This is a genomic window from Methanobrevibacter gottschalkii DSM 11977 (assembly GCF_003814835.1).
Lineage (GTDB): Archaea > Methanobacteriota > Methanobacteria > Methanobacteriales > Methanobacteriaceae > Methanocatella > Methanocatella gottschalkii.
This window is the reverse complement of the sequence record NZ_RKRG01000001.1, coordinates 693,725-717,026: the sequence shown is the minus strand read 5'-3', so window position 1 is coordinate 717,026 and position 23,302 is coordinate 693,725. Positions and strand designations below refer to the sequence as shown.

The window sequence follows — 23,302 nt, the reverse complement described above, 5'->3', positions numbered from 1 at the left end:
TTTATAATGATTATACATGATAAATGTATGGAGGAAAAATTAATGATTGAAATTCGTTTTCATGGAAGAGGTGGACAAGGTGCTGTAACTGCTGCTGAACTTTTGGCTAAAGCAGCATTTAAAGACGGCAAATATTCTCAGGCTTTTCCATTTTTTGGAGTTGAACGTAGAGGAGCTCCAGTTATGGCTTTCACAAGAATTGATACCGAACCAATAGCTTTAAGATACCAAATCTACAATCCCGACCATGTATTAGTTTTAGATGATGGATTATTGAATGTAGTAGATGTTTTTTCAGGAATTAAAGATACTACTGAAGTTATAATCAATACTAAAACTTTTGAAGGTAGTGGAGAACATACTGTTAATAGTATTGATGCAACTGGAGTTGCATTAGACATGTTAGGACGCAATATCGTAAATACTATTATTTTAGGATATTTTGCTAAGAAAACCCAAATTGTAAGTATTGAATCATTACTTGAAGTGATTAGAGAAACATTCCCCGGTAAAGTTGGAGAATTAAATGTAGAAGCTACTAAAAAAGCTTATGATATGGGATAAAAGGGTGAATAGAATGGTAAGTATAGGTTGTGTAATTAAAACACCAGGCAATAGTAAAATCAACAAAACTGGAAGTTGGAGAACATTTAAACCCATTTTAGATAAAGAAAAATGTATTGACTGTGACAATTGTATTATTTTCTGTCCAGACTCCAGTGTAAATAAACAACATGATATAGATTATGATTACTGCAAAGGATGTGGAATTTGTGCACACGAATGTCCATCTGATGCAATTGAAATGGTAAAAGAATAAAGAGAGTGATTTAATGATAAAAGAAGTAATGACCGCAAACAAAGCAGTTGCAGAAGCTGTAAGATTAGCTAAACCACAAGTTATTCCCGTTTATCCAATTACTCCGCAAACTACAATTTCTGAATACTTAGCACAATATGTTGCAGATGAAAAAATTGATGCTAAATATATTAAAGTAGAGTCAGAGCACAGTGCAATAAGTGCTGCTGTTGGAGCAAGTGGTGCTGGAGTAAGAGTATTTACCGCAACATCTTCACAAGGATTAATGTTAATGCATGAGATTTTATTTGCAGCAGCAGGTATGAGAGTGCCTATCGTTTTAGCAGATGCGAATAGAGCAATTTCAGCACCGTTAAATATTTGGAACGATCAACAAGATTCAATTGCACAAAGAGATGCGGGATGGTTACAAATTTATGTTGAAAATGCTCAAGAAGCATTAGATTCCACTTTAATGGCTTATAAAATTTCAGAAAATTCCAATGTATTACTTCCATCAATGGTATGTTTAGATGGATTTATTTTAACACACACAGTAGAACCTGTAGAAATTCCTGATCAAGAAAGTGTAGATAAATTTTTACCTCCATATGTTCCAGAACATGCATTTCTTGATCCAAATGAACCTATGACAATCGGTAGTTTTGCTGATACAAATTATTATATTGAAGCAAGACATGACATGGAAATTGCAATGAACAACTCAATAGAAGTTATTAAAAAGACTTGTGATGAATTTGCTGAAATATTTGGAAGAAAATACGGTCTTGTTGATCCATACAAAACCGAAGATGCAGACATCATTTTTGTTGCAATGGGTTCACTCTGCAGCACAGTTAGAGTAATCGTGGACCAATTAAGAGAAAATGGGGAAAAAGTAGGTTTACTTAAAATTAGAGCATACAGACCATTCCCTGTTGAAGAAATCAAAGAAGTTATAAAAGACTGTGAAAAATTAGCTGTTATTGATAAAAACTTCACATTCGGAATTGGTGGAGCACTTTATGCGGACATGAAAGTTAAAATTGATAAAGAAATCTATGGATTTATTGCGGGTTTAGGTGGAAGAGACATCACGCCAGATTCAATCATGGAAATTTATGAAAAAACAAAAGAACCTGTACAAGATGTTACATGGATTGGACTTAAGGAGGAATAGATATGGATATACCTGATAAAGATTTATTAGCACCGGGACACAGAGGCTGTGCTGGTTGTGGAGCATCAATTGCTGTAAAATTAGCTCTTAATGCATTAGGCAAAAATACTGTAGCTATTTCTGCTACAGGTTGTCTTGAAGTAATGACCACCCCATACCCAGAAACTTCATGGGAAGTCCCATTTATTCACGTTGCATTTGAAAATTCAGGAGCAGTAGCATCTGGTGTTGAAAGTGCATTAAGAATTCAAGGAAAAGATGATGTTAATGTTGTTGCTTTCGGTGGTGACGGAGGAACTGTGGATATAGGTTTACAGTCATTATCTGGAGCTATGGAAAGGGGACATAATATGCTCTACATCTGTTATGATAATGAAGCATACATGAATACTGGAATTCAAAGAAGTGGAGCTACACCATATGGTGCAAGTACAACTACTTCACCAAAAGGAAGTGCAAGTTTTGGGGAAGACAAACCTAAGAAAAATATGCCAATGATTATGGCCGCACATGGAATTCCATATGTAGCAACCGCATCTATTGCATATCCTGAAGATTATGTTAAAAAAGTCAAAAAAGCAGCTGAAACTAAAGGACCTGCATACATACATTTACAACAACCATGTACTACCGGTTGGGGATATGCATCTGAAAAAACTATTGAAATGGGAAGATTAGCAGTTGAAACCGGATCTTGGATTTTATATGAAATTGAAAATGGTGACTTTGAAATTACATACAGACCTGAAGAAAGAAAACCGGTTAAAGATTACATATCAGTACAGAAAAGATTCAAACACTTAGATGAAGAACAAATCAATAAAATCCAAAAATATGTTGATGCACATTGTAAAGAATTAGGATTATAGGAGGAATATCAGTGGAAAGTATTCTTGTAAATAGCGACTTATGTGATGGATGTATGAATTGTGAAAACATGTGTGCATCAGTCCATAATGCTAGTAGGATAAAAATTATTGAACATGATTCTTCCTTTTATTCCATTGTATGTCAACATTGTGAAAATGCTCCATGTATAAAAATCTGCCCAACTGAAGCGGTCACTGAAGAAGGAGTGGATACTGAAAAATGTATTGGCTGTGGATTATGTGTAATGATTTGCCCATTTGGTGCTATGACATTCCAGTCCAAAGTTGCTGAAAAATGTGACCTGTGTGCTGACAGGGAAGAAGGACCTGCGTGTATTAAATCATGTACTAAAAGAGCTATTAGCATCGCTGATCCTGAAAAAATTAGATCTAAAAACCAGCAAAAATATTTAGCTAAAATGGCTGGAATCTATGAACCAGATAGTAAAAAAGGCGGATTTGTCCATGTCATAACAGGTCAGGCAAGAGCAAGACTTGTTTTTGATGAATAAATGAGAATTATGTATTCAGGAAACTGTACAAATTGTACAACCTGTGGAAGTTGTCAACAAACACAGAATGTTGACACTCCTATTTTATTTTGTATGCACTGCCAACCATCAGATGCGCCATGTTTAAAAGTTTGCAAGGAAAATGCAATTGAAGTATTAGGTGGAGCCATAACAATTAATGGTGAAAAATGTAACAAATGCAGAGATTGTGTTGAAGTCTGCCCAATTAATGTAATTAAAATTTAAATATTTTGAAATCAAAAATAAGATTAATTAAATTTTATAAGGTTTTATTTTGATTACAAAAGATACTATTAAAGATACTGTTTATGAACTTTACAAACAGGCCGTTATCGTTTTAGGTGATGATGTAAAGAAATCACTTAAAGATGCTCTTAAAATTGAAGAACATGATCTTGCAAGGTTAAATATTGAAGCTATTTTAAAAAATATTGAACTTGCTAAAGAAAAACAAATTCCGATGTGCCAAGATACAGGTTTGCCAGTAGTTTTTGTTAGATTAGGTAATGTTGAAGTTGAAAATTTACGTGAAGGGATTGAAGAAGGTATAAAAAAAGCAACAAAAGAAATCCCAATCAGACCAAACATTGTTGATCCATTAACAAGAGAAAATACAAATGTTAATGTTGGAGATTACATACCTCCAATAGATATTGAATTAATCGATGAAGATTACCTCGAAATAACAATATTGCCTAAAGGATTCGGTTCTGAAAATAACAATGCTTTAAAAATGGCACTCCCCGCCGAAGGAATTGAGGGCATTAAAGAATTTGTAGTGGAATCTGTTCTTAAAGCTAAAGGAAAACCCTGCCCCCCAACAGTTGTAGGTGTTGGAATTGGTGGAACATCAGATTTATGTTTAAAACTTGGTAAAAAAGCTTTACTTGGTGAAGTTGGTGTGAGAAATCCCAATCCACAAATAGCTAAACTAGAACAAGAAATTTTAGATGAAATCAATAATTCTGGAATTGGACCGATGGGACTTGGTGGAAAGACAACCTGTTTAGATGTAAAAATATTAAAAGCACATACACACACAGCAGGTTTACCAATTGGTGTTTGTATCCAATGTTGGGCAGATAGGCATGCAACAACAAAGATATATGATAATTAGACCATTATCTAATCTAATTACTTTTTTATTATCTGAAATTTCTCGGAGTAGTTGACCTAGGAATATTTTCATGAAATTCGATTGAAACATCCATCATTTCAACAGAGATATCCCCCATTCTTTCAAATGCTTTGACAACTCTAAATAAATAAATAAAATAGTTTGAACGCTCTTTTTCATCAAATGAATTTTCAGCCATTTGTTCTGCTATTAAATTAATAGCTTTAGTTTGAAGAATATGGATTGATTCTTCTAATTCCATTAAATCATCTTTAAGTTCAGTTTTTCCTTCAATAAATGATGTAATAGCTAAACGAATCATTTTTTGAGCTATTTTATACATCTTTTTTAATTTTTTTAAAACATTTTCATCAATTTCATAAACATCATTGATTACAAATTTAGCAATATGACCACAATAATCACCAATACGCTCCAGATCATAAGCAAGTTCATTATAAAGCATTGATTTTGAGATTTCCGAATGTTTATTCATACTAACAATTGTTTCGACGGATGTTCTTATCTTTTCAACCATATTGTTTGTGGCATAATCCATTTCCAAGGCTTTATTTGCTTTTTCTTCATCATATTCTAAAACAGCATCAAACGAAACTTCGATTTGTGAATGAACATGTCTTGCCATGTTTGCAATCATATCATTGACTATCACATTCCCTTTTGTCTCATTAGATCCGGCATAATCACTTAAAGACTCGGCAACTTTTTCATAGCTTTTTAAATCAATCATATATGCTCTTTTTACAGTTCCATCTTTAACAAGAGGTTGCAATAATTGAGTAACATATCTGCGAGTTATTCCCAACTTTACAGCAATTTCATCTTGAGTTGAAGGATTGTCATATAAAATAATATCTAAAATATCTTTCAAAGTTTTATCTTTTTTACTCATTATACCACGTTATTTGTAATCATCCAACAAATCATTGGATTCAAATTGAATATTGCCTGAAGATTCATTAATACCTGCTTCTTGATTACTATTTGATGACTTGCTTCTATCAGATTCTTGTTTAACTACTTTTTTAAATTTTACTTCATGAACATTATCACCATGTTTATGTTTATTCATATTTTGATAATTTTGTCTTGATATGTCTCTTTCAGCATAGTTGAAATCATTGTGTTTTCTGGAGTGATGTACTCTTCGAACATTTGGAGAGGAAAAATTTTCTTCATTAGTACTATGGCTAATTACTTTAAACTCATTTTCAACAGATTTTGCTGAAATGAGTATGTTAATTATCACAAATACTAACAATACAAAAGCAATAATAGCTATTGGTAAATCAAAATATACAAATACGGCATGATAAATCTCTGTAATCCTGTTTCCCAAATCCACAAACCCACGGGCTAAAAAGATTAAACCGACAAATGCAATAACCGTTCCATTTGATTTTTTAACAATGCCTCTTTTTAATACAAACGGATAAACACTCATAACTAACAATGCTAAACCTAAAATTCTGTATAAATTATTATTGGCAATTTCCTGAATTGATAAATAAACATTTACAAAAGTATAAGGTAAAATACCAACTTCTGATAATAAAGCTGAAATTAAAATAAACTGAATTATAGCTATTACAATAAGTGGAAATACATATGCAATTTCCCATTCAAAGCTAGGGCTGAATGTTTTTTTCCCAATAGGATTTTCCAATACTTCTGTAAGCATATTATAAAGAACAGAAGAAATAACTGAACCAATAATTGTACCTGCAACACCCATAACTGAAGTTAAAATAGCAACAAATGCTGAAATACAACCAACTAATACAAGTTTTTTATAGTTCATAATTCACCTTAAAAATTTAATTAAAAATAAAATAATATAATTAATCTTATTTAATATTATTTGTTCTTAATAAATTTAAACTTTAAGGAAAATTTAAACTATAGTTAAAGCATGCGGTACTTTCTTTAAAATGTTTTCTTTAATTGAAATCATTGTTGATGAAGCAATAGAAAAGTTTGCCTGACTAGATGCCCGTTTATCATCATTTTCAGCAATGATTGTAGCATTCAATTCATCTTGCAAATTATTAACTGTATTGCTCAAAACCCAATCATCAACATCGGAAATAATTATTTCTTCAACTTTTTTGTCAAGTTCTTTGGCAATAACCCAAGAAACAAATCTCCCACCATGTAATGAAACAGTACTACCTTCAACCAAATTAACTATGTCATTTAATGTATGTTTAAGTTTAATATTATGATACATCCTGGAATTAACTAATGTTGCCCAATGCGCATCCCCAACATGATATGATCCTATTTTATTTGGATAAATATTTTCAGAGCCTGCAAATTTTACTGCAGCGGCTATTGCAATCAAATCCTGTTTTTGAACTGGAAGACCCATATTTGGAAATTCTTCATTGATTATTTGCACTACTCTTGGAAGACCAAACTTCCCCCTTCTTGCAGTTCCAGGTTCATATCCGCACATATAACCATGATGATTTTTAGGAAAACCGGTTATTACCATATTTAAACCAGACCTCAGTCCCATTCTAAGTTCATGTTCATAAGCACCATTAGTAGCTACAACTTTTCCAGGAGATAAAATTCTTGCAGCTGCAATTGTTTTTGCAAATGATTCTGTTGTGTTTTCACATCTATTAAATGGACCTCCTTCAACTACAATAACATCAGCACCAAGGTCGATGGATTTTTCAAAACCTGTGATTACTTCATCATAACCATCACCAACAAACATTATAGACTCCAAACCCTTGCCATATTTTTTAGCCAAAACTGCAATATCCTTAGCTTCACTTAAGGGAGCTGCATGAGCATCACCAGTTTGTTCTGATGAAACATTAACTGCAACAGATGAAGATAATTTAACCCAATTTTCTTTATCTTCTTTTTGTTCAAATTCTTTATCAATTAATCGTTCATGTATTCTTCCACGAGGACATTCAGTAAATGAAGGTCCTTTACTGTAACATTCACCACCACAACCTGTAATGTTTTTTGGAAGTCTCATTGCACCATTTTCACCAAAATGATCCAAATCAAGAGGAACATCAACAATTTCATGAACCTTTTTCATTACTTCAAAACCAGTCATTCCAAATTTTTCACCAATATCAGAAAAAGCATAAGCACAAATATGAATTGGAGCGCCAATCATATCAGATAGACGGCAATTACCCAACAAATCCATTAATTCCAAATCCGAAGCACATGTACCAACAACAACTTCAGTCAAATCACAACCTAAAGGAAATCTTTTAAAACTCATTCCCAATTTCATGGTATCATCTAATGAAAGTTCAGATATTGCATCCACCACAGAACCTACATCTTTTTTCATTTTTGATATTTCAATTGCCGCTTCATCACTATGAACTGCTTCTTTAATTAAATCATACATGAAACAAATCCTCCAACACATTCTAAGTATATTTCAGTGCAATATTAAATAAAAACTTTTTGTTTTATTCTTAATTAAAATCCTTTAAATAATGAATAAAAAAGTAATACTATTTTATTAATATAAATAAAAAAGTAATACAAGTATTACTAAAAATAAATATATAAAAAATAAGTAATACTAATTTAAAGAAATATATAAAGATTTAAATAGTAGCACAAATTTAATAAAAATTATTACTACATGTTGTAACTACCATAAAAATACATACCCATTTACAATAGCATTGTAGTAAAAATCTTTCAAAAAAAATAGAAATTAAAAGGAGACTGAAAAAATGAAAGTAGCAATTTTAGGTGCAGGATGTTATAGAACCCATGCTGCAAGTGGAATTACAAACTTCACAAGAGCTTGTGAGGTTGCTGAGGCGACAGGAAAAGAAAATATTTCAATGACCCACTCAACAATTGAAATGGGTGCTGAATTATTAGAGTTAGCTGGAGTAGATGAAGTTGTAGTATCTGATCCAACTTTTGACGGTGAATTTACTGTAGTGGATGATTTTGATTATGCTGAAGTAATAGCAGCACACAAAGCCGGGAATCCTGAAGAAGTAATGCCAGCAATCAGAGCAAAAGTAGCAGAATTAGCCGAAACAGTTCCAAAACCATCAAAAGGTGCAATTCACTTTACTCACCCAGAAGACTTGGGAATGAAAGTAACTACTGATGATTCTGAAGCAGTTGCTGATGCTGATTGGGTAATGACATGGTTACCTGAAGGCGGTATGCAGCCTGACATCATCAAAAACTTTGCTGATGACATCAAAGAAGGTGCAATCGTAACTCATGCATGCACCATCCCAACTACCGGATTAAATAAAATCTTTGAGGATCTCGGAACAAATGTTAATGTAGCCTCCTACCATCCTGGTGCTGTACCTGAAATGAAAGGACAAGTTTACATAGCAGAAGGTTTTGCTGACCAAGATTCCATCAACACATTAATGGATTTAGGTAAAAAAGCAAGAGGATCTGCATTCACATTGCCGGCAAACATGATAGGTCCTGTATGTGACATGTGTTCTGCAGTAACTGCAATTACCTATGCAGGTATTTTAGCATACAGAGACACAGTGACTCAAATTTTAGGTGCTCCTGCAGGATTTGCACAATCCATGGCTAATGAAGCTTTAACACAAGTAACTGCATTAATGCAGAATGAAGGAATTGACAAAATGGATGATGCTTTAAATCCAGCTGCATTATTAGGTACTGCGGATTCCATGAACTTCGGTTCCCTAGCAGAAATTGTTCCTACTGTATTAGATTACTTAGGTAAAGACGAATAAAAACAAGTTAATTAATTGTTGGATTAATCCAACAATTTTAACTTATTTTTTAATAATTATCAAAAGTAGCTATTAAAAAATAAGTTAATCTCCAAAATAACGTATTAAGGATTAGATGTTATGATTGATGATATTTTAAATAAAGCAAAATTAGGAAAAAAATTAACTGATGAAGAATATTTAGAACTATTAAAAATTGACAATAATGACTATTTAGAAAAGTTATTTTCAATAGCTTGTTATATCAGAAATAGCCAATCAAAAGAAATAAAATTAACATCAACAGTCCATATTACCAATAAATGCCAAATCCAACCAAGATGCGAATACTGCGGATTTGCTGAAAAGACCTCAAGAACTGGATATTATGATGCATTTTATAAATCAAATGAAGAAATTTTAAATGCCATCGTCTCAATTCAGAAAGCCCATATTCCTCGTGTAAGCTGCTCTGGAGGATATGGATATAAAGGCAGACAGGCAGTAAATGCATGCAAAATAGTAAAAGAAAATTCGAATCTGGAAATTCTAATTAATGTTGGTGGAGATTTAACTGAAAAATCAGTAGAAGAATTAGCAAAATTAGGTGTTGATACAGTATGCTGTAATCTCGAAACAATCAATGAGGACATATTTAATGAAAGAAAACCCGGAGATTCATTGAAACAAAGAATTTTAACTTGCAGACGAGTGAGTTCCGCAGGAATTGGTTTATCATCAGGATTACTATTGGGAATTGGAGAAAGTGTTGAGGATAGATTAAAACACTTGCGTTATTTATCCAGCTTTAAAACTCTTGAAGAAATTCCGATTATGGGTTTTAATCCATATCCAGATACTGCAATGGCTGACTATCCTTCGTTTCCCTTAAAAGAACAGTTGAAGATTGTTGCCATTACACGTATAATGTACCCTTCAATTAGAATTACAATGCCTACACCGACTGTTGGGCCAGAAAATGTTGAATTTTCACTGAAAGCAGGGGCGAATAATTTAGCTACTGTGATTGCCGATAATTACCCTCTTGAAGTAAAAGGGGTTGGATCACCAGAATATGGCAACTATACAGAAGTAATTAATGTAATTGAAAAATTAGGGTTAATACCTCAAACTATTTAATTTCAATTTAAAGTGATTATTATGGCATTTGAAAAGATGATACATGATGCATTTGAAGAATCTAGGAATAACTCTAGACTCGGAGATACAACTGATGAAATAAATGAAATTAAAGAATATATAAAAAATGCTAAAAAAATTTATGTTCCAAATAAAAATGGGATTAAAGTAAAAGTTTTAAATGAAGTATTAAATAAATATGGACTTCCAGAAGCTGAAATCCTTCAAATTAATACCAGTACTGCCGACACCAGTAGAATTCCCGCCCTTGCAAAAGCTTATATGGCTCTTGATCAAAGTGATGCTGATTTAATTATTGCAAGAGGCAGATTAGGAATTCCCGGTTCTGGCTCATTACTTATTTTTATAGACAATAAAGGAAGAATATTAACTTGTGGAACATCCCCTTCCCATCCCATTCATAAAAAATCTCTTGAACAAGCAGTATATGAAGAAGCATGTGAAGCACTTGAAAAGATTGGATTTGATAAAAGGTTAAAAAAATGAATATCGATACGGGAATTACATCAGAAGTATTTACAATCAAATCTCAAATAAGATTATTAGACATTTTTAATGAGATAATTAATAAAAAATCACAAATTGTATATGAATATTTGAAAAGTTTAAATCTGGATAATAATGTTAAAATAATTGTTATTGGAACGTATTTTACTGGATTGGGAATAGTTAAAAAATTAAGTGAAAAATACAATAATATTATATTAGTTGACATTTATCCTCATTTAGAACAGTTATTATATACCAAAATTGGCGGGGAATTAAAAAATAATATTAAATTTTCATCAGATCTAAATTTAATATATAATGGAGATGTTGTTATTGATACCACAGGATTTGGCGGAATCAATGTAGAACAGTCTTCAAAATTTAATGTTAATACATTTATAATCGAAGATCCGATAGCAGAGAATAATGATATTTTGTTGAAACATAAAAACAATATCCTAAACAGAATAAATGTGGTGAATTCTCAAAATAAAGCAATTATAAAAACAAAAGGAATTAACACAAAAACTTCTGGAACAATGAGTTTAACAATGAGAATATTAACAAATGCCCTAGATAACTGCCTTAAAAAAGAAGGTGTTCTCTATAGTGCCTGTGAAATGGGATTTTTTGAAGAAATTATTTTTAAAGAAAAAAATATTGATAAATTCATAGAACTGACAAATATGCCTGCAATTAAAGTATCAACAATAAAACCATTTAATTGTAATGAGATTATTAACAGAGAACTTGATAAAATAACATCAAAAATGATTTTAAATGAAACTTAAAGAAATTATTAGCTTTATAAATGAAAGAATACCTGAAGATTTAGCATTAAAACACGACAATGTTGGATTGAATGGAGAATATGATTTAAACCAAGAGATAACATCTATTAAAATTTTCATGGATTTATTGCCTGATGATGATAATGGTGAGAATACATTAATTATTACACATCATCCCCCATTATTTATCCCTAAAACACCCACTTACACAATTCATTCAAATTGGGATGTAATTAAAGGAGGATCTAATGATATTTTAGCAAAGACATTAAAATTAGATGTAATTGATGTTTTAGATGAAAAAACAAATATTGGAAGAATCTGTAAGACTGATTATTCATTTAATCAATTGAAAAAAATCATCTTAGACAAATATGAAAATGTAAGGATTGTAACTCAATTAAATGATGATTACATTTTAAATAAGATTGGAACAATATCTGGATTTGGTCTTAAAAACTCAAAATATGTCAAATTAGCAAAAGAAAAAGAATTAGACATATTAATTTCTGGTGATTTGACACAAGAAACTGCAATCCTTGGAAAAAATTTAAGCATCACATTAATTGATTTAGGACATCATGAAAGTGAAGTACCCGGTTTATATCAATTAGCAAACCTCTTAAAAGAAATTAATATTAATATTGAAGTGATTGATAAAACCCCCATCAAAGTGATAAAATGATAGATGAAATACAAAAAATGGAAGATTTACAAGTTCCAAAAGGCAGAATAGATCTGATCGGTTGTGGAAGATTAGGATTAAGAATAGCAATTAACTTAATACAAATTCATAGAGGAGGACCGAAAGTAATTGGTGCTTTTGATGGGCAAAAAATTTCTGATGGAGACATAATTTTCAAATTATATGGTGCGGAGCTTGATGAATCCAAACCTGATTTTATAAAAAGATTATGTACACATGACAAAGAATTTAGAAAAATCGAGGTGCATAACGAATATATCAACGATGATAACTTAGATTTAATAACTGGGGATGTGATAATTATTGTTATCGCTGGTGGAAACACAATACCTACTGCTTCAAAAATAATCAAACATGCGCAAAAAAAAGGTGCTAAAACCATTAGTACCGCAGGAATATTCGGATTTGGTAACGAACACATCGAAATAAAAGACATTTCCGAATATGATAACAACAATCCAGCTATTGAAGAATTGAGAGCACAAGGAGTTACTGAGAACCATTTAGTTTTAACAACAAATAAATTAATTAGAGATAATGAACCAGTAACACCATACACCTTAGATGAAGTTGCAAAACTAATTACCATATGTTCACTAAAATTATTAAAAGATCAAAATGATTAAAATAGCTACAGCAGAATGCTTTACCCATGGAAAAATTGGAAGGGAACTCCATGCACTAGCTCAAAATTACGAAGGAAATTTTGGAATGGAATATATCCAAAATTCTAAACAATATGGTAACTTTGACTACAATGAACTGAATGTAACCTGTAGCCTATTTATACCAACACTTGAAGCCGTTAAAAAAATTTTAAATGTGAAAAATCCTCCGAAACCAGATACTTTAATCAAAGGAATTAAAGTTTATAATGAAGAAAAAGATAAAACTGTAAGTAAAATTATGGCAAAAGCGGTTAAAGAACTAAGTGATTGTGATATTGCTATTGGAACAAGTGCAGGAATAGGTAGAGGTGGAATAACCATATTAACAAATAATTTTGAAATAACAACCACCACCGATATTTATGCTGATTTAACAGATAACAATAGTTCAGATTTATTCAAGAGATCAGAATCCGGAATTAAAAAAACATTAGAAATAATATTACTTCTTTTAAATAATAATTTTGACAGAATAAACTCGTTAGAAAATGTTGAAATTATAAAAAAATAATCAGAAAAAGCCTTAGGGGGGATTCGAACCCCCGACTTCCACCTTACCAAGGTGGCGCTCTACCGGCTGAGCCACTAAGGCATAATCAGGAATTAATAAATTTTAAAAATCATAAAATAGTGCAAGGGAAGGGATTCGAACCCTCGAAGGCCTATACCAGAGGATCTTAAGTCCTCCCCCTTTGGCCGCTCGGGCACCCTTGCATACAACAATAATAATATTTGTTTTTATAGTATATAAATATTGTCTTTTTTTAAAGATATTACAACAAAAATAATAAAACTACAAAATAATATTGAGTAACAAACTATTTAAATATTATATATTAAATAATAATTAATTATAAAAATATATTTTTAAAAATAAATTAACTGGTGTATTAATTGAAAATTGATATGGAAGAATGTGGAGTTTGTGAAGACTGTATTGATGTATGCGTAGAAGAAGCAATTGAAAGAAAAGCATACACTGTAACTATTGATCCTGAAAAATGCGATAACTGTGGAGAATGTGTTGACGTATGTCCAGTTGGAGCTATTTATGAAGAATAGGTATTAATAATGAAAATAAAATTTACTTTAATTGATTACTTAATTATCATTTTGGTCGTATGTGCTATTTCATTTGCATTTATACACATAACAACAGATAATTCATCAGAAGTGCAAAAAACCGTGTTTGATGCATCTACAATCAATAAAATTCCAGATACTTATTTTAACTATTATAGAGATGGATATATTGTAGGAACTACTGTCGATGGATTTAATGCTAGTACTGGAGAAAAAATAACACTAAATGGCACTATAAAATGGATTGGAAATAATGGTGGAACAGACGTTAAGATATTAGTCGAATCCGACAATACCACTTATCTTGTTGGTCTATATAAAAGTATTCCGGAAGCGGATATTTATATAGATAAAATTTCACTTGAAACTAATGGCAGTACCTACCCAAATTTAGTAGAAATTAAAGCAAGTCCAGAAAATATCTCAACAATCAATGATTTGAATAAAAATTTATCAAATAGTGATTTTGAAATATCTACTATAATCTCTCTTGATTCCTTGGACTTGGTAAAAATCCAAGAGATAGCTAACAAAATAAATTCTCACGATAAAAGAATGGCTATTAAAACACCTAGTTCAGGATTGGGGAATAGCCTGATATTGGAAAATGCTAATAAACAAACACTTGACGATGCAAATTCTGTTTTAGGCAATATTAACGGACTTACAGATGAACTTACAATTAGAATATACAACTGTAGTGACAGCCAATTAGAGCAGGTAAAGAATAGCTATAATATTACAAATATAAGAACATTTTAAGTTGTGCAAATAATGAGCATTATTTATTCCAAGATAACTTCAGTGATAAACAAGATAAGTGATGAAATTCACAGATCTTTTTTATTTACAACAATATTTTCTATTTTAAGATTCATTGAACTCCAATGGATCAATAGCTATTTTAAGGAATTATATCCAAATGAAAAATTTTTAAATTTTTTAAATAACAGTATCTTAAAAAAAAATTTATTTAATCCATTAATAGTCCTTTTACTATTTTCTTTCTTTTTAATTTTATCAATAAAATCACCATCTAAAAGTTTAGTTATTACATTAATTGTCGGATTTATAGCATTTTTTATAGGATCAACCATATTACCAAAATATTTCTTAAATAATAATATCAGAATTATTGAATTTAATAAAAAAGACATATATTCAATTGGTTTTTGTTTAATATTAGTTAGTATCATATTTTTTGGAATATGTATTGCGTCTGTTGGAGGAATTCCTCTTTTAAAACCATCAATAAGATATTTACTAAAACCAATATTTACAATGCCTGTGTTTTTAATAATACCAGGAACCTGTTTAGTGGCCAGTGCTTATTTAAAAGATTTCCAAATGAAAAATATTACACGTTCACAAGCAAGATTCAGATTCATATTTTTGCTTGCCATAGACACTGCATTATTATTACTCCTAGGTTATAGAACACCACTAGTTGCAGCATTTCTCATCATAATTATAATAGGTTTTTATGGAAATATCATTTCACTTTGGGAAGTTATAATAAGTGGATTAATTGGTATAGGTGCTATTATAGGAATCGGTTATTTTAGATCACTTAGTGAGATGACAATAACATCATCAACAAATCCATTTTACACATTACAATCAAGAGCGGATTTCACATTACATGTTTTAAACTTGCTTGATTTTGTTGGAGGCAATGCAGGATTAACACACGGGCATTTGTTGACCAGTTCCATTCCAGGAAGTGATTTAGGACCAAGAATGCTCATTGGAAAAATTATTGCATGGAGAACAGAAGTTACAGTTACCCCCACACTAATTGGACAGATGGTTGTAGACTTTGGTAAAATAGGTGTAGCAGTTGAAATGTGTATTTTAGGATTCATTTTAGGAATTGGATTTAAAATAATGCAGAAAACAAAAAACTATTTTTACATTGCCATTTACTCATTGATTTTAACATATTCAATTTTAGGCATAGAAACTGGAATTTTAGACATACAAGTTTTATTTTACTTCGCAACAGCCATATTTATTTATTTAATTAACATCAAAAAATCCCAACAATAGAAACTTTTTTTTACATGAAGTAATACAAAAATCCATAAATAATACAAAAAAGTATTACTTTAATAACATTTATATATTGAATATAAGTTAAATTATTAAATGTCAAGACAAAAAAAGGATTTATTAATAGTTATACATAATAAAACTCCAAATTACTTGATTTTTATTAAATTAAACAAAAAAAATGAATTTAAAGTAATACTTAATATATAAATTATAATCAAAAAAGTATTACTTATAATTGATGGAGGAATTAAATTGCATATACCTGATGGATTTATACCTATCGCACAATGTCTTGTATACTATGTAATTTTAATCGTTGCATTATACTTCTCTGTGAAATGGGCCAAATCCAACTTAGATGAAAAACGTATACCTCTTTTAGCAGTACTTGCGGCAGGTATCTTTGCAATCATGTCCATGAACATGCCAATCCCATTTGGTACTAGTGGACACATGGTTGGAGGTGCTTTAGTAGCAATTGTATTCTTAGCACCTGAAGCTGCTGTTTTAGTATTCACAGTTGTTTTACTTATCCAAGCATTAATCTTCGGAGACGGAGGAATTACTGCTCTGGGAGCAAATGTATTGAATATGGCTATTGTTGGAGGTTTTGTAGGTTTATACACCTTTAAAACATTAAATGGAAAAATAGGAAAATATCCTGCAGCAGGAATTGCTGCATGGTTAGCTACAGTACTTGCTGCATTAGCATGTGCTATTGAAATGGGCATTGCTGGTACATTCCCAGTAAATGTTGGTATCCCATCCATGGTTTTATACCACTTCTTTATTGGAATAATCGAAGCTATATTAACTGTAATCGTTCTTGTAGCATTAGACAAATTTAGACCAGACTTACTCTCATGGAATAAAACTGAAGGAAGTGCATAGTATGGATAAAAAAGATATGTCATTAATCATTGTTGCAGTAGTAATATGTATTGTAATCAGTTGTCTTTCACCATACATTGCATCTGGCGATCCAGACGGTCTTGAAAAATCTGCAGAAGATGCGAGTGTCCCTGAAGACTTCCAAATTGAACCAATAAATGGAATTCCAGATGCGATCTTCCCAGATTATGCATTTGCAAGCGCCCCAGATAATCAAGGATTACAAATTGTAGCCCTGATAATAGGAGCAATTTTAACTCTTGGTGTAGGATACGGAGTTGCAACAATTTTAAAAAGTAGAAATTAAATCATTTTAATCTCTTCTTTTTTCCCTTTTTTAGAATATCAAAACAAAATAATAATATATTACTATTTTTTTAATATTATACTAGTGAATTAATATGGTTGACATAACACAAATAATGAGGTTTGATGAATTATCATCACAAAATAGCCCAATACATAATTTAGAAGGACGTATTAAATTAATAACCACTATTTTTATTATCCTTGTTAGTGTTATTTCAAAAGAACTTTTTATACCAATAATATTAGAAATAATCTTATTAAACATATTAAAGATTGCAGATTTATCCTATATTAATTCTGCAAAAAGATTATTAATGTTGCTTCCTTTTGGCGGAGCAATAATTGTATTCCAACCATTTATTCAACCAGGAAATATAATCTGGAGTTATTCATGGTTGCATATTACTGATTTTGGACTTAATTGGGCAATTTTACTACTTGTTCGTATGATTGTCTGCTTAACTGCAATAATCATCTATTCATCAACAACCCCCCTACAAGAAATGGCAAGTTCATTTAGAAAACTAAAGATGCCGAGAGATTTAGCAATGATTCTTTCAATCATGGTCAGATTTTTATTTTTATTTGTTGATGAGCTTGCAGCAATCCGAAAAAGTCAAAAATCTAGAAATTTTAACATACACTCTAAAAATACAACATACAAATGGAGAGTAAAACAAGTTGGATACACAATAGGAATGATGTTTTTAAAATCATATGAACAAGGAGAGCGTGTTCACAAAAGTATGGTAAGCCGTGGATTTTCAGATACATCAGAAATGTTTGACGAAAAGAAATCTCCTGAAAAAAGCGATTATATATTCATTATCTCAATTATTATTGTAGTAATTATACTTGAGATTATCATGTTCAAATATAGTGGTCAATTAGGTTACTTCGGCCAAAATTTATCTATTAACTAGGTGGCAAAATGGAAAAAATTCATTTAGAGACAAAAAATTTATCTTTTACTTACCCTGACGGAACTAAAGCTTTAAAAAATGTGAATATTCAAATTAAAAAAGGAGAGAAAATTGCAATTATGGGACCTAATGGTGCCGGCAAATCAACACTTTTTTCACATTTTAATGGTTTAACGGAACCTACATCAGGACATGTTGAAATTGATGGTGAAAAGATAATCTTTAATCGTGAAGAGCTACTTAAAGTAAGACAAAAAGTAGGAATCGTATTTCAAGATCCTAATGACCAATTATTTGCACCAACTGTTAAAGAAGATGTTGCTTTTGGACCTATGAATTTAGGCCTTGATTATGATGAAGTTAAAAACAGAATCGCCGAATCATTGAAAATGGTTGGAATGAGTGGTTTTGAAGATAAAACACCACATCATCTAAGTGGAGGCCAACAAAAAAGAATAGCTATTGCAGGCATAGTTGCAATGAAACCCGAAATTATGATTTTAGATGAACCAACAGCAGGTCTTGATCCAGAAGGTGTTGACAAAGTATTGAATATCTTGAATAACCTTAATAATGAAGGAATGAGTATTGTAATATCATCACATGACATTGAAATGGTAAATCATTTTGCAGATAAAATATTCATTTTATACAATGGTGAAATAATAGCCAAAGGCAATAAGCACCAGATATTTTCAAATAAAGAATTATTAAAAAAAGCTCACCTAAAAGCACCGACAACAACTGAAATTTTATATAAATTAAAAGAAAACGGACTTGATGTCAATACTGAAAAAATAACTGTTGATGAAACAGTTGAAGAAATCTTAAATATTGAAAGAATTAAATAGAACCATTTTCTGATTCATTTTTATTAAATCTATTTTTAAGTTTTGTTATAAATTCAAACTCCTGACCTAGTTCTGGAGAATTTCCGAATCCGCAATTTGGACAATGAACTTGATTACAGTTATGTTTACCGCAACTAGAACATCCTCTGTTTTCCAATTCATTTTCATCGAACTCAAAACCACACATTCGACATTTCATAATTCCACACCATAAATAAAAAAAATAGTTCTTTAAATAAAATAATAAAAAATTGAAGCTACATAACTTCAATATTTTCAGCTTCTTCCTTACGAAGACAAACATCATAACCTTTTACATTCATTTCGATAGGATCACCTAAAGTAGCTACTTTTTTAAGAGTAATCTTTGCTCCTTTAATAAATCCCATACCCAATAAATGTCTTCTCAAATCAAGATCTCCAGTATCATGATATTTAACTAAAGTTACTGTTTCACCAGGTTTTGCATCTTTTAATGTTTTCATATTATCACCTACCATTACCTAAAATAATTTTTAGGCATACTAAAAATTTCTTAATTCATATTTTATTTTATCAAGTATATAAATATTTAGTTAAGACTAAAAATCCGAAGTTTTTAAATAAAGATGAAATTAATCATCAGAATCTTTAGGAACTTTAACTCCTTTAATCCCACTTTTACTACGCATAATTATCACCAAACAAATTTTGTAACATTCAACATCAAATATTTAGGAATACCTAAAAATTTAAAAAAAATAAAAAAAAGATGGAAAAAATCCACCTTAATTACAGAACACCACATTTAATTATCCGAATCCTGCCAATAAACCAATATTATAAATTAAGAATGAAACAATGAATGCTGTTACTAAGGTAATAGCGCACATAGTTAATGCCCATTTATAACTGTTGGTTTCTTGTTTAATTGCACCAATAGCTGCAAAACATGGAGTATATAACAATGTAAATGCCATGAATGAAAATGCAGATAATGGTGTGAAAGTATCATGTATTAAGTTAGTAATTCCTTCTTCATCATCTTCCTCCATACCCGCAAGAGTACCGAATGTTGCAACCACTACTTCCTTGGCAGCCAAACCAGCAATAATTGCTACAGCTGCTTGCCATGTACCAAATCCTAATGGAGCAAATATTGGAGCAATAGCAGTACCAATCATACCAAGAAGACTCATTTGAGGATCTGATCCGCCATATGGGAATATATTTTGTAAAATCCATAATACGATGGAACAAGCAAGGATAATAGTACCTGCTTTTCTTAAGAATCCTTTTACTTTTTCCCATGTATGCAATAATACACCTTTTAGGGATGGAACTTTGTAAGTTGGCAACTCCATAACAAACGGAGTGGATAATCCTTTAAACATGGTCCTTTTAAGGATTGCTGCAACAATAAGCGCTACAACAATACCGAGTAAATAAATTGCAAGTAATACATTACCTCCATTGTCAGCAAAGAATGCGGCAACAAAAATAGCATAAATTGGTAATCTGGCAGTACAAGACATAAATGGAACAAGCATCATAGCAAGCATACGATCCCCTTCATTTTCCATAGTTCTTGTTGCCATAATAGCAGGCACACCACAACCAAATCCTAAAATCATAGGAATAAACGCCTTACCATGAAGACCAACTATCTTATGCATAATTTTATCTAAAGTAAATGCTGCCCTTGCAAGATAACCACAATCTTCTAAGATACTTAAAAACAAGAACATTAGAATAATAATCGGCAAGAAAGTAAGAACACCACCAACCCCACCTATAATACCATCACAGACAAATGAAGATAATAAACCATCACCAAGGAATGTAGCTACCCATTCACTCAACATACCAAATGCTTGATCAATCATATCTTGGAAAGGAGCTCCAACTGTAAATGTTAGTTGGAACATTGCCCACATAAGAATAATAAATATAAACGGAGCTAAAATCCTGTTTGTAACAATTTTATCAATTTTATCAGTAATTGTTTCCTTTTCAACAGCAGGTCTTTTAACAGCTTCAGCCATTAAACCATCAATAAATGCATATCTAGCATTAGCGACAACTTCTTCAGCACCTTCTTTATAAATAGTATGAAGATGACCTGCCACCTTATCAGTTTCGGCCATGATTTGAGAACTTATTGAAGACTGTTGTACTTTTTGAATTACAATTGAATCCTTTTCCAATAATTTGATTGCAGTCCAAATAGATGGAACATCCAACAACTTATTGTCTCTTTCAATTAATTCTTGAAGATCACCCAAATGTTCTTTTAATTCATCACCATATGATAATTTAGCACTTGTATTTTTTGGTTTTGAAGCCGCTTTTTCAACAGCACTTAATAAAACATCAAAACCATCTTTATTCTTTGCATTAATTTCCACAACAGAGAAACCTAATAGTTCACTCATTAAATCAATATCAATAATATGATCTTTTTTCTTTGCGAAATCATTCATGTTAAGAGCCAATACTAAATTGGCACCCAGCTCCATCATTTGAACTGTTAAATACAAATTACGTTCGAGATTAGCTGCATCAACTACATTAACAATAACATCAGAATCATCATCTACAATAAAATCTCTGGAAACAATTTCTTCCATAGAATGAGCACTTAATGCATAATTACCCGGTAAATCAACAACATCATACTCATAATTTCCGTGGGTGAAATGACCCTCTGCCCTTTCGACAGTTTTACCCGGCCAGTTACCAACATGTTGACGCATACCAGTCAATTGATTAAATACTGTAGTTTTACCCACATTCGGGTTTCCTGCTAATCCTACAATCAATTTTTTCATTTATCATTCTCCCTATCAATTAAATAAAATACTTTTATGTTCACCTAAAAAATTCATAAAACAGTAATTTAGGTTAACCTAAACAATACATTATTTTTACTTCATCCTATTTAAATATTTAGTCATACCAAAACCAAAAAAGTAATATATAAAAAAATAACTATCGTTATATATACTATTTTCACATACGGCAATTAAGAGAATAGAAATTTAGGTATACCTAAAAAAATACAAAACTTTATATAATATAAAAACAAACTTTAATACAAGTGACAGATATTTAGGAATACCTAAATAATATCACTTTAAAAAAACATTATTAATTTTAACAATAATGCAATCTCCAAAATATATATTTGTATTAAATTAGCTTTACACAATTTTCTAATTTAATACATGGAATTTAATCTGCCAAAAATTCCAAAACAGAAATTGGTGTTTAAATCCCCAACAAACACCAATTATATCTCTTTTTTAAAAATTATTATTTATTTTTTAGTAGATGTAATATCAAAATAATAAATTTAGGTATACCTAAAAAAATACAAAACTTTATATAGTATAAAATTAAACATTAACACAAGTGACAAATATTTAGGAATACCTAAATATTTCACTTAAAACATTATTAGACAAATAATAATGCAATCTCCAAAAAAATACATATCTTTAGTATTAAGTTAGATTTACACGATTCTCTAATTTAATACACGGAAAATTTATCAAACAAAATTTTCCAAAAAAAATAATTGGTGTTGTCAACCTCAATTAAACACCAATTATCTCTTTTTTCTTAATAAGAAAATTTCAAGGTCCCTCACCATCATAATTTGTAGGATCATCATATATATCTTCATCCCAATAATTATATTCTATATAATCATCTATTTCCTGATTTAAACCCCAATTATGATTATCATAATAAGTATATGGATTAAATTTCTCAGTTTTAACTATAACAGATTTATTTTTTATAGCAGAATTATAATGAAAATCACCATCGAATTTAACATCAACTTTATAAATACCCGCCGTATATTTTAACCTGATTTCACCATCATATGATTTATAAGCCCATTTATAATTACCAAACTCATCCGTAATTTTATAATGTATTGTTCCGTTACTTTCAATATCTTTACCCCTACTATCAACAAGTTTTATCACAATGAAACCTTTATTATTTAAAGGATGATCATCAATAGAAACATTTACTTTAACCTTTTCTTTTGCAAATACCGGTCCTGCAAATACAAAACAAAAACCAATAAATATCAAAATAATTATAATTTCTTTTTTATTCATAATATTCCAACATCATGTAC

Annotated in this window: 28 protein-coding genes and 2 tRNA genes; 21 read left to right on the top strand and 9 right to left on the bottom strand. The window is 30.7% G+C overall.

Annotation, left to right across the window (positions count from 1 at the left end; all coding sequences use genetic code 11):
* Positions 1-42: 42 nt before the first annotated feature.
* From EDC42_RS03595 to EDC42_RS03565, 7 genes are read left to right on the top strand one after another with little or no spacing between them, the layout of a single operon-like run.
* Positions 43-564, top strand: a complete 522-nt coding sequence (locus EDC42_RS03595) for a pyruvate ferredoxin oxidoreductase subunit gamma (protein WP_069575082.1) — start codon at positions 43-45, stop codon at positions 562-564.
* Positions 565-577: 13 nt separating this feature from the next.
* The gene (gene porD / locus EDC42_RS03590; RefSeq protein WP_069575108.1) at positions 578-820 is read left to right on the top strand and encodes a pyruvate synthase subunit PorD; all 243 of its coding nucleotides are present in this window, start codon (positions 578-580) and stop codon (positions 818-820) included.
* Positions 821-833: 13 nt separating this feature from the next.
* Positions 834-1,979 (top strand): pyruvate synthase subunit PorA, encoded by a 1,146-nt coding sequence (gene porA / locus EDC42_RS03585; RefSeq protein ID WP_069575083.1) that lies wholly within the window; start codon positions 834-836, stop codon positions 1,977-1,979.
* A gap of 2 nt (positions 1,980-1,981) precedes the next feature.
* The gene (gene porB, locus EDC42_RS03580) at positions 1,982-2,848 is read left to right on the top strand and encodes a pyruvate synthase subunit PorB (protein WP_069575084.1); all 867 of its coding nucleotides are present in this window, start codon (positions 1,982-1,984) and stop codon (positions 2,846-2,848) included.
* 11 nt (positions 2,849-2,859) lie between these two features.
* Positions 2,860-3,360, top strand: coding sequence for a 4Fe-4S dicluster domain-containing protein (locus tag EDC42_RS03575; RefSeq protein WP_069575085.1), 501 nt, complete (start codon positions 2,860-2,862; stop codon positions 3,358-3,360).
* A complete protein-coding gene (locus EDC42_RS03570) occupies positions 3,361-3,606 on the top strand; it encodes a 4Fe-4S binding protein (protein WP_233144893.1) in 246 nt (81 codons plus the stop codon). It abuts the gene before it with no gap.
* Positions 3,607-3,655: 49 nt separating this feature from the next.
* The gene (locus tag EDC42_RS03565) at positions 3,656-4,498 is read left to right on the top strand and encodes a fumarate hydratase (RefSeq protein ID WP_069575086.1); all 843 of its coding nucleotides are present in this window, start codon (positions 3,656-3,658) and stop codon (positions 4,496-4,498) included.
* 28 nt (positions 4,499-4,526) lie between these two features.
* Here the strand turns inward: EDC42_RS03565 and EDC42_RS03560 are convergent, their stop codons facing one another.
* The 3 genes from EDC42_RS03560 to hmdC form a co-directional block, all read right to left on the bottom strand.
* Positions 4,527-5,411 (bottom strand): PhoU domain-containing protein, encoded by an 885-nt coding sequence (locus EDC42_RS03560; RefSeq protein ID WP_069575087.1) that lies wholly within the window; start codon positions 5,409-5,411, stop codon positions 4,527-4,529.
* A gap of 9 nt (positions 5,412-5,420) precedes the next feature.
* Complete coding sequence (locus EDC42_RS03555; RefSeq protein ID WP_069575088.1) at positions 5,421-6,320, bottom strand: hypothetical protein; 900 nt, start codon at positions 6,318-6,320, stop codon at positions 5,421-5,423.
* 93 nt (positions 6,321-6,413) lie between these two features.
* Positions 6,414-7,910: a 5,10-methenyltetrahydromethanopterin hydrogenase cofactor biosynthesis protein HmdC gene (hmdC, locus tag EDC42_RS03550; RefSeq protein WP_069575089.1), complete on the bottom strand. Its 1,497-nt coding sequence runs from the start codon at positions 7,908-7,910 to the stop codon at positions 6,414-6,416.
* A gap of 337 nt (positions 7,911-8,247) precedes the next feature.
* Here hmdC and hmd point away from each other — a divergent pair, with 337 nt between their 5' ends.
* The 7 genes from hmd to EDC42_RS03515 all read left to right on the top strand — a co-directional run bounded on the left by hmd (position 8,248) and on the right by EDC42_RS03515 (position 13,566).
* Positions 8,248-9,261: a 5,10-methenyltetrahydromethanopterin hydrogenase gene (hmd, locus tag EDC42_RS03545; protein ID WP_069575090.1), complete on the top strand. Its 1,014-nt coding sequence runs from the start codon at positions 8,248-8,250 to the stop codon at positions 9,259-9,261.
* Between the two features lie 120 nt (positions 9,262-9,381).
* On the top strand, positions 9,382-10,380 hold the full coding sequence (hmdB, locus tag EDC42_RS03540; RefSeq protein WP_069575091.1) for a 5,10-methenyltetrahydromethanopterin hydrogenase cofactor biosynthesis protein HmdB: 999 nt from the start codon (positions 9,382-9,384) through the stop codon (positions 10,378-10,380).
* Positions 10,381-10,401: 21 nt separating this feature from the next.
* Complete coding sequence (locus EDC42_RS03535) at positions 10,402-10,887, top strand: DUF3236 domain-containing protein (RefSeq protein WP_069575092.1); 486 nt, start codon at positions 10,402-10,404, stop codon at positions 10,885-10,887.
* The gene (locus EDC42_RS03530) at positions 10,884-11,681 is read left to right on the top strand and encodes an SAM-dependent methyltransferase HcgC family protein (protein WP_069575093.1); all 798 of its coding nucleotides are present in this window, start codon (positions 10,884-10,886) and stop codon (positions 11,679-11,681) included. The genes EDC42_RS03535 and EDC42_RS03530 overlap by 4 nt, the downstream gene beginning before the upstream one ends.
* A complete protein-coding gene (locus EDC42_RS03525; RefSeq protein WP_069575094.1) occupies positions 11,671-12,366 on the top strand; it encodes a Nif3-like dinuclear metal center hexameric protein in 696 nt (231 codons plus the stop codon). The genes EDC42_RS03530 and EDC42_RS03525 overlap by 11 nt, the downstream gene beginning before the upstream one ends.
* On the top strand, positions 12,363-13,013 hold the full coding sequence (locus EDC42_RS03520) for a hypothetical protein (protein WP_069575095.1): 651 nt from the start codon (positions 12,363-12,365) through the stop codon (positions 13,011-13,013). Before EDC42_RS03525 ends, EDC42_RS03520 begins: the two co-directional genes overlap by 4 nt.
* Positions 13,006-13,566, top strand: coding sequence for a UPF0254 family protein (locus tag EDC42_RS03515; RefSeq protein WP_069575096.1), 561 nt, complete (start codon positions 13,006-13,008; stop codon positions 13,564-13,566). The genes EDC42_RS03520 and EDC42_RS03515 overlap by 8 nt, the downstream gene beginning before the upstream one ends.
* An 8-nt stretch (positions 13,567-13,574) precedes the next feature.
* On the opposite strand, the gene EDC42_RS03510 is transcribed toward EDC42_RS03515, so the two are convergent.
* Together EDC42_RS03510 and EDC42_RS03505 are read right to left on the bottom strand one after the other, a co-directional pair.
* Positions 13,575-13,647 (bottom strand) — tRNA-Thr (locus EDC42_RS03510).
* 39 nt (positions 13,648-13,686) lie between these two features.
* Positions 13,687-13,769: transfer RNA gene (locus EDC42_RS03505), tRNA-Leu, on the bottom strand.
* Positions 13,770-13,949: 180 nt separating this feature from the next.
* On the opposite strand from EDC42_RS03505, the gene EDC42_RS03500 reads away from it, so the two are divergent.
* From EDC42_RS03500 to EDC42_RS03470, 7 genes are all read left to right on the top strand, one after another.
* Positions 13,950-14,117, top strand: a complete 168-nt coding sequence (locus EDC42_RS03500; RefSeq protein WP_083234878.1) for a 4Fe-4S binding protein — start codon at positions 13,950-13,952, stop codon at positions 14,115-14,117.
* A 9-nt stretch (positions 14,118-14,126) separates the two neighbouring features.
* Positions 14,127-14,900 carry an adhesin gene (locus EDC42_RS03495; RefSeq protein WP_069575097.1) on the top strand — a complete coding sequence of 258 codons (774 nt, stop codon included), beginning with the start codon at positions 14,127-14,129 and terminating at the stop codon, positions 14,898-14,900.
* A 12-nt stretch (positions 14,901-14,912) separates the two neighbouring features.
* Positions 14,913-16,187: an oligosaccharide repeat unit polymerase family protein gene (locus EDC42_RS03490; RefSeq protein ID WP_069575098.1), complete on the top strand. Its 1,275-nt coding sequence runs from the start codon at positions 14,913-14,915 to the stop codon at positions 16,185-16,187.
* A gap of 258 nt (positions 16,188-16,445) precedes the next feature.
* Positions 16,446-17,084 (top strand): cobalt transporter CbiM, encoded by a 639-nt coding sequence (gene cbiM, locus EDC42_RS03485; RefSeq protein ID WP_069575099.1) that lies wholly within the window; start codon positions 16,446-16,448, stop codon positions 17,082-17,084.
* Position 17,085: 1 nt separating this feature from the next.
* Entirely contained in the window at positions 17,086-17,391 is a 306-nt protein-coding gene (locus tag EDC42_RS03480; RefSeq protein ID WP_069575100.1) for a PDGLE domain-containing protein, read from the top strand.
* 94 nt (positions 17,392-17,485) lie between these two features.
* Positions 17,486-18,316, top strand: coding sequence for a cobalt ECF transporter T component CbiQ (cbiQ, locus tag EDC42_RS03475; RefSeq protein ID WP_069575101.1), 831 nt, complete (start codon positions 17,486-17,488; stop codon positions 18,314-18,316).
* An 8-nt stretch (positions 18,317-18,324) separates the two neighbouring features.
* Complete coding sequence (locus EDC42_RS03470) at positions 18,325-19,167, top strand: ATP-binding cassette domain-containing protein (protein ID WP_069575102.1); 843 nt, start codon at positions 18,325-18,327, stop codon at positions 19,165-19,167.
* On the opposite strand, the gene EDC42_RS03465 is transcribed toward EDC42_RS03470, so the two are convergent.
* The 4 genes from EDC42_RS03465 to EDC42_RS03450 all read right to left on the bottom strand — a co-directional run bounded on the left by EDC42_RS03465 (position 19,160) and on the right by EDC42_RS03450 (position 23,282).
* Complete coding sequence (locus EDC42_RS03465; RefSeq protein WP_069575103.1) at positions 19,160-19,366, bottom strand: hypothetical protein; 207 nt, start codon at positions 19,364-19,366, stop codon at positions 19,160-19,162. The genes EDC42_RS03470 and EDC42_RS03465 overlap by 8 nt on opposite strands.
* Before the next feature lie 58 nt (positions 19,367-19,424).
* Entirely contained in the window at positions 19,425-19,652 is a 228-nt protein-coding gene (locus EDC42_RS03460; protein ID WP_069575104.1) for a FeoA family protein, read from the bottom strand.
* A 306-nt stretch (positions 19,653-19,958) separates the two neighbouring features.
* Positions 19,959-21,977 carry a ferrous iron transport protein B gene (feoB, locus tag EDC42_RS03455; RefSeq protein WP_069575105.1) on the bottom strand — a complete coding sequence of 673 codons (2,019 nt, stop codon included), beginning with the start codon at positions 21,975-21,977 and terminating at the stop codon, positions 19,959-19,961.
* A gap of 807 nt (positions 21,978-22,784) precedes the next feature.
* The gene (locus EDC42_RS03450) at positions 22,785-23,282 is read right to left on the bottom strand and encodes a hypothetical protein (RefSeq protein WP_069575141.1); all 498 of its coding nucleotides are present in this window, start codon (positions 23,280-23,282) and stop codon (positions 22,785-22,787) included.
* Positions 23,283-23,302 lie beyond the last annotated feature (20 nt).

What these genes read in the sequence shown, in the direction of transcription:
- hmdB (WP_069575091.1), top strand. Translation starts at nt 9,382, where the DNA reads ATGATTGATGATATTTTAAATAAAGCAAAATTAGGAAAAAAATTAACT.
- porA (WP_069575083.1), top strand. Translation starts at nt 834, where the DNA reads ATGATAAAAGAAGTAATGACCGCAAACAAAGCAGTTGCAGAAGCTGTA.
- EDC42_RS03570 (WP_233144893.1), top strand. Translation starts at nt 3,361, where the DNA reads ATGAGAATTATGTATTCAGGAAACTGTACAAATTGTACAACCTGTGGA.
- EDC42_RS03465 (WP_069575103.1), bottom strand. Translation starts at nt 19,366, where the DNA reads ATGAAATGTCGAATGTGTGGTTTTGAGTTCGATGAAAATGAATTGGAA.
- EDC42_RS03450 (WP_069575141.1), bottom strand. Translation starts at nt 23,282, where the DNA reads ATGAATAAAAAAGAAATTATAATTATTTTGATATTTATTGGTTTTTGT.
- EDC42_RS03495 (WP_069575097.1), top strand. Translation starts at nt 14,127, where the DNA reads ATGAAAATAAAATTTACTTTAATTGATTACTTAATTATCATTTTGGTC.
- EDC42_RS03470 (WP_069575102.1), top strand. Translation starts at nt 18,325, where the DNA reads ATGGAAAAAATTCATTTAGAGACAAAAAATTTATCTTTTACTTACCCT.
- EDC42_RS03460 (WP_069575104.1), bottom strand. Translation starts at nt 19,652, where the DNA reads ATGAAAACATTAAAAGATGCAAAACCTGGTGAAACAGTAACTTTAGTT.
- hmd (WP_069575090.1), top strand. Translation starts at nt 8,248, where the DNA reads ATGAAAGTAGCAATTTTAGGTGCAGGATGTTATAGAACCCATGCTGCA.
- EDC42_RS03525 (WP_069575094.1), top strand. Translation starts at nt 11,671, where the DNA reads ATGAAACTTAAAGAAATTATTAGCTTTATAAATGAAAGAATACCTGAA.
- porD (WP_069575108.1), top strand. Translation starts at nt 578, where the DNA reads ATGGTAAGTATAGGTTGTGTAATTAAAACACCAGGCAATAGTAAAATC.
- EDC42_RS03515 (WP_069575096.1), top strand. Translation starts at nt 13,006, where the DNA reads ATGATTAAAATAGCTACAGCAGAATGCTTTACCCATGGAAAAATTGGA.
- EDC42_RS03555 (WP_069575088.1), bottom strand. Translation starts at nt 6,320, where the DNA reads ATGAACTATAAAAAACTTGTATTAGTTGGTTGTATTTCAGCATTTGTT.
- EDC42_RS03520 (WP_069575095.1), top strand. Translation starts at nt 12,363, where the DNA reads ATGATAGATGAAATACAAAAAATGGAAGATTTACAAGTTCCAAAAGGC.
- cbiQ (WP_069575101.1), top strand. Translation starts at nt 17,486, where the DNA reads ATGGTTGACATAACACAAATAATGAGGTTTGATGAATTATCATCACAA.
- EDC42_RS03560 (WP_069575087.1), bottom strand. Translation starts at nt 5,411, where the DNA reads ATGAGTAAAAAAGATAAAACTTTGAAAGATATTTTAGATATTATTTTA.
- EDC42_RS03595 (WP_069575082.1), top strand. Translation starts at nt 43, where the DNA reads ATGATTGAAATTCGTTTTCATGGAAGAGGTGGACAAGGTGCTGTAACT.
- EDC42_RS03490 (WP_069575098.1), top strand. Translation starts at nt 14,913, where the DNA reads ATGAGCATTATTTATTCCAAGATAACTTCAGTGATAAACAAGATAAGT.
- feoB (WP_069575105.1), bottom strand. Translation starts at nt 21,977, where the DNA reads ATGAAAAAATTGATTGTAGGATTAGCAGGAAACCCGAATGTGGGTAAA.
- porB (WP_069575084.1), top strand. Translation starts at nt 1,982, where the DNA reads ATGGATATACCTGATAAAGATTTATTAGCACCGGGACACAGAGGCTGT.
- EDC42_RS03480 (WP_069575100.1), top strand. Translation starts at nt 17,086, where the DNA reads ATGGATAAAAAAGATATGTCATTAATCATTGTTGCAGTAGTAATATGT.
- hmdC (WP_069575089.1), bottom strand. Translation starts at nt 7,910, where the DNA reads ATGTATGATTTAATTAAAGAAGCAGTTCATAGTGATGAAGCGGCAATT.
- EDC42_RS03530 (WP_069575093.1), top strand. Translation starts at nt 10,884, where the DNA reads ATGAATATCGATACGGGAATTACATCAGAAGTATTTACAATCAAATCT.
- EDC42_RS03535 (WP_069575092.1), top strand. Translation starts at nt 10,402, where the DNA reads ATGGCATTTGAAAAGATGATACATGATGCATTTGAAGAATCTAGGAAT.